The following is a 4,816-nucleotide window of genomic DNA, read 5'->3' on the forward strand; positions in this document are numbered from 1 at the left end:
TTTGAAGACGCGATAAATCGCGTCTCTACATCAGGGCTTGGGCTTAATTAGTTATTTGTCCCCATTCCCATGCCCTTACGTTTTCGTTTTATACAATTTAGCTGTATATCAGCTTATGAGACTCAATCTACAGTCTCACCTTTATAAGTAATCGAACGAAATTAATTACACAATGTCATTGCGGAGTACTAGCGATCGCTCACTCCGCAATTCTTAACGCTACCGAGTTCATCTAACTACACATCTCAAACATCACTCAACCTGTCTACCCACTCTCCTAAGTGCCATTTCTCGCTAATTCACCTAGACGCTTCAACACACTCAAAACTGTATACAATTCATTCCCTGGATTGAAAATGTAGAACAAGCGAGATAACACATATAAGGGTGTTTCTTGTTTAATTAATTTAACAAAAATAAAACTACTGCCATTGGAGATTAGTCCGTATACTGGTTTATCCGAGTTAGAAATTGCCAGCATATAAGCTAGCAGTTGTGGTTTGCCCACTTCCACGGAAAAAGCTGCTTGTTTGGACTCTATAACTACTACTACTAGCTGTTCAAACAAAACTAAGATATCAATCTGCCCTTTGATTCTTACGCCTTCATCAACAGCCGAAACTTCTACAGATTTTTCAGATTTGACATGAAACGGAGATAGATAAAAGTCTGCTAAATCCAATAGGGGAGACAACACCACCATCTTGACAGTGTTTTCTAGCATAGGAGGGTACTTGAGCAAATTGGCATAACTCGCCTTAACTCGGTCAAGCTGTTGTTTTTGAGAGTTGGTGATTTCTGGTAAGTTATCTTGCCACTCTCTAAAAAATTGCTCATCCTCAACAAATTGGAGTTCAAAGCTGGTTTCTAAGTCAAGCAGGGTAATTTCTTTAGCCATTTACCCACCACACTCATAAAATCAACATCAAGTTTCAGGAATATCGCGGATTATAACTGAAGTAATTTCAATACCTTTGCCAATTTACGAGGGTGAGTTGATATCTGAACTCCCTTTTCTCTGAGGCTTGGCAAAAACAATAAGTCCTAAAAATTCCTTCAAGGTTTCCCACAAGGTTTTTTAACGTATTGTCCGTAGTATCAAGGGTTTGATATTCCAAGCTACCTTATAAGCTAAACGCTTATGTATGGGTCATTTTGCCATTTTTGCCCAAATTTTTGTTGGCTCTTATTTTGGCAAAGGTATTGAATTTACAGCAGTTTTCATGTATTTGAACCACATCTGTCGTAGGGGCAATTCATGAATTGCCCCTACCGCGTGGTCTACTTATCTAAAAATAGCTGTAAAACCTGGAAAACAGACCAAATCGGATTTTATTAATTACGTAGACGCAAGCTTAACCGATAATCACTTATTGAGACTGAAAAATCATGTGGAGTGCAAATAATCAGGGGATTTGCTGGTGGTTTCTACCCAAATTGACCCGCTACAGTTTAACTTTATTGCTGAGTGTGGTTTTGCTATCTGATGCTGTGGGGGCGACACCGAGAAACCGAGGGTTGCAGATAGCACAGCAGCCAGAAACCACTCAAGAAAATGCCACTCGTGCAGCTGCGGAACGAGTTACTCAAGAGGGGAAGCAGTTTTATCAACAAGGGACAGCAGAATCACTGCGACAAGCGATCGAGAAATGGCAAGAAGCGCTGAAGCTTTGGCAACAATTTGATGATAAACGCCGGGAAGCCGAAACCCTCAACAATATTGGCAAAGTCTACGACGATTTAGGAGAAAAGCCAGAAGCGCTCAAATATTATAACCAAGCTTTACCAATACTCCGTGCAGTGGGGGACAAGGGAATGGAAGCCACCACCCTCAACAATATTGCCTCAGTGTACGGCTCATTAGGAAAAAATCAAGAAGCGCTCCAATACCTCAACCAAGCTTTACCCATAAGCCGTACAGTCGGGGACAGAAGAGTGGAAGCCGTCACCCTCAGCTATATTGGCATAGTCTACTGTGGTTCAGGAGAAAAGCAAGAAGCGCTCAAATACCTTAACCAAGCTTTATCCATAAGCCATGCAGTGGGGGACAGAGGAGAAGAAGCCAGCACCCTCATCAATATTGGCAGAGTCTACTCTGGTTTAGGAGAAAAGCAAGAAGCGCTCAAATACCTCAACCAAGCTTTAACAATACTCCGTACAGCGGGGGACAGAAAAGTGGAAGCCCGCACCCTCAACGATATTGGCTTAGTCTACAGCTTATCAGGAGAACAGCAAGAAGCGCTCAAATATTACAACCAAGCTTTACCCATAATCCGTGCAGTGGGCGAGAGAAGAAGGGAAGCCACTATCCTCAGTAATATTGGCGCTGTCTACAACTACTTTTTAGGAGAAAAGCAAGAAGGGCTCAAATACTACAACCAAGCTTTAACAATACTCCGTACAGTCGGGGACAGGCAAGAGGAAGCCAAAATGCTCTTTCACATGGGTCTCCTAGAACACAGTCGGGGTAATTTACAACAAGCCCAAACACATATTCAAGCAGCTATTGAAATATTTGAAGATTTACGCGCCAAAATAACTAACGAAGAACTACGCGCTTCTTACGTTGCCTCAGTCCGACGCTACTATGAGTTCAACACCTATCTGCTGATGGAACTGCAAAAAAAGACCTATAAATAAGAGTACGATGCATTGGCACGAGAGCGATAACTCTCGTACACGTGGTCTAATAGAACTCTAACCAAAGCTAAAATAGACATCGGCAAAGGCATCGATCCATCGCCCTAATTTGCTGATTAGCTTCATTCTGTGCACTCGCGATCGCTTACTTTAATGGTTGTTGTCCCAATAAGGCGCTGACAAACTGGTTATCAAAGTTATTGACGATCGCAGACCTAACTGCCACTGTGTAGCATAATTAACTGGCGCTACTAATGGCGATCGCAATGGATCTTGCTCATAACCCAAATTCTTGGCCACTGATTTACGTGTTGGCAAAGCAAAACCTGTTCCTGTCCACTTTTGCATCCCTTCTTTACCCGTGAGATAGGAAATCAATTCCCAAGCTTCGGCTTTGTGCTGTGCAAGATTATTCATCACGTAGGCAACAGTAAACACCATCGTGCCTTTTTTGTTATTAATAGTAGGGACTGGGGCGGTAGCAAACTCTACTTGGGGAAAAGTTTCTATTAAGTAAGGAATTGCCCAGTTACCTTCTATCTATTTTGCGATCGCAGCTGCCTTTGCTGGAGCGAGTGGTGCTTTAGACACAACTATAGGCAGCTTCATCGTGCAATTCGCTCAGTCTGGAGGCTTGCTGGGATTGTTCGCCCTCTCTAGTCTATTCCGACTAATAGCCCTTGTTTCACTCATGTTTCTCCAAGAGCCGGGGAGAGGATGAGAGGGAGCAGGGAGCAGGGGGAATGAACTAATGCCCAATGCCCAATGCCCAATGCCCAATTCCCAATACTTTATTCTGCGGCGGTAGAAGTCAAGGACATTGTTTCCCATAACACCAGATGAGGTGTTGTTAGTACAGGCTGGTGTAGAGCAATCAGCTGGGTTAGGGTGTTTTTTAATTGAGTACGGGGTACGATATCATCAACAAAACCGTGCTGTAGCAAATCTTCAGCAGTCTGAAAATTTTCGGGTAGTTTTTCCCGGAGGGTTTGCTCAATGACTCGCCGACCGGCAAAACCAATGGTTGCCTTGGGTTCTGCCAAAATGATATCGCCCAACATTGCAAAGCTTGCGGTAACGCCACCTGTTGTAGGATTGGTCAAAACGGGAATATACAATAGTCGGGCATCTCTATGGCGCTGTAGGGCTGCGGAGATTTTCGCCATCTGCATCAGAGAGAGCATTCCTTCTTGCATTCTGGCACCACCAGAAGTGCAGACAATAACTACAGGATACCGCCGTTGGGTAGCTTGCTCAATCATCCGGGTGAGTTTTTCTCCCACCACCGAACCCATGCTACCACCCATAAAACGGAAGTCCATAACTCCCAGAGCAATGGGCAAACCATTGATTTGACCTAAACCAGTGTTAACCGCGTCTATTAAGCCAATTTTCTCCTGTGTTTCCCGGAGGCGATCGCTATAAAGTTTGCGATCGCGAAATTCTAGCGGATCAGTTGGACGCAAATGCTCGTCCATCGGTTTCCAGGTATTATGATCTATCAATTGACGGATGCGTTCATCGCTATCCACTCGATTGTGATGATTACATTCGACACAAACCATCTGATTGGCTTTCAAGTCTTTTGTATAAGACAGTACACCACATTTAGAACATTTATGCCATAGCCCATCAGCAATTTCACGTTCTTGGCGTTCGAGGCTGGTAGATCCTGATTTGCGTCGATTTGCAAACCAATCAAATAGAGACTTTAAACCGCGTGATTCTTCGTTGTTAGCCATTTTTATTTTAAGTGGGTATGAGGTCTAAAACATGTCAAGTCGTATTGAGTTGCCTTTGGGAAGTCTTATAGCGGGCATCTATGTCACTATTAATGACTACACAGTCAAATGATGGTTTTAAGCAATTCAGTCCTTATTTTTCATCTTTGGTTGCCAGCTTAACGAAAATACTTATCCCAATACAAGTTTCTTTCTCTTTTTTCAGGAGACTTATTATATGGACGTAATGACCGAAACCAGGGTTTAGGGTGTGGGGTGTGGGGTGTAGGGTCAAAAGAAAAAACTCTCTTATTTATGTACACCCCGCTCCGGAACCAATAGGGTACAAGCCCCCACCAAATCGGAGATTTGGTGGTCTTAAATCAGTGGTGGGTTCAACTAGGGTGTAGGGTGTGGGGTGTAGGGTGTAGGGTCAAAAGAAAAAACTCTCTTAT

The 4,816-nt window shown here is 43.4% G+C and carries 3 protein-coding genes and 1 pseudogene; 1 reads left to right on the forward strand and 3 read right to left on the reverse strand.

Translation table 11 applies throughout. From position 1 onward, the window contains the following. Positions 1 to 277: 277 nt before the first annotated feature. A complete protein-coding gene (locus F8S12_RS23110) occupies positions 278 to 898 on the reverse strand; it encodes a PD-(D/E)XK nuclease family protein (RefSeq protein ID WP_196518661.1) in 621 nt (206 codons plus the stop codon). A 491-nt stretch (positions 899 to 1,389) separates the two neighbouring features. On the opposite strand from F8S12_RS23110, the gene F8S12_RS23115 reads away from it, so the two are divergent. Then, positions 1,390 to 2,640, forward strand: coding sequence for a tetratricopeptide repeat protein (locus F8S12_RS23115; protein ID WP_196518662.1), 1,251 nt, complete (start codon positions 1,390 to 1,392; stop codon positions 2,638 to 2,640). Positions 2,641 to 2,785: 145 nt separating this feature from the next. Here the strand turns inward: F8S12_RS23115 and F8S12_RS23120 are convergent. Then, positions 2,786 to 3,180 (reverse strand): annotated as a pseudogene (locus F8S12_RS23120) (extracellular solute-binding protein); the annotation flags it as partial. Positions 3,181 to 3,431: 251 nt separating this feature from the next. Then, the gene (accD, locus tag F8S12_RS23125; protein WP_196518663.1) at positions 3,432 to 4,382 is read right to left on the reverse strand and encodes an acetyl-CoA carboxylase, carboxyltransferase subunit beta; all 951 of its coding nucleotides are present in this window, start codon (positions 4,380 to 4,382) and stop codon (positions 3,432 to 3,434) included. Positions 4,383 to 4,816 lie beyond the last annotated feature (434 nt).

The organism is Nostoc sp. WHI, assembly GCF_015714725.1.
Classification (GTDB): domain Bacteria; phylum Cyanobacteriota; class Cyanobacteriia; order Cyanobacteriales; family Nostocaceae; genus Nostoc.

Bases quoted from the DNA above. Each gene is read 5' to 3' on its own strand.
- F8S12_RS23110 (WP_196518661.1), bottom strand. From the start codon at position 898: ATGGCTAAAGAAATTACCCTGCTTGACTTAGAAACCAGCTTTGAACTC.
- F8S12_RS23115 (WP_196518662.1), top strand. From the start codon at position 1,390: ATGTGGAGTGCAAATAATCAGGGGATTTGCTGGTGGTTTCTACCCAAA.
- accD (WP_196518663.1), bottom strand. From the start codon at position 4,382: ATGGCTAACAACGAAGAATCACGCGGTTTAAAGTCTCTATTTGATTGG.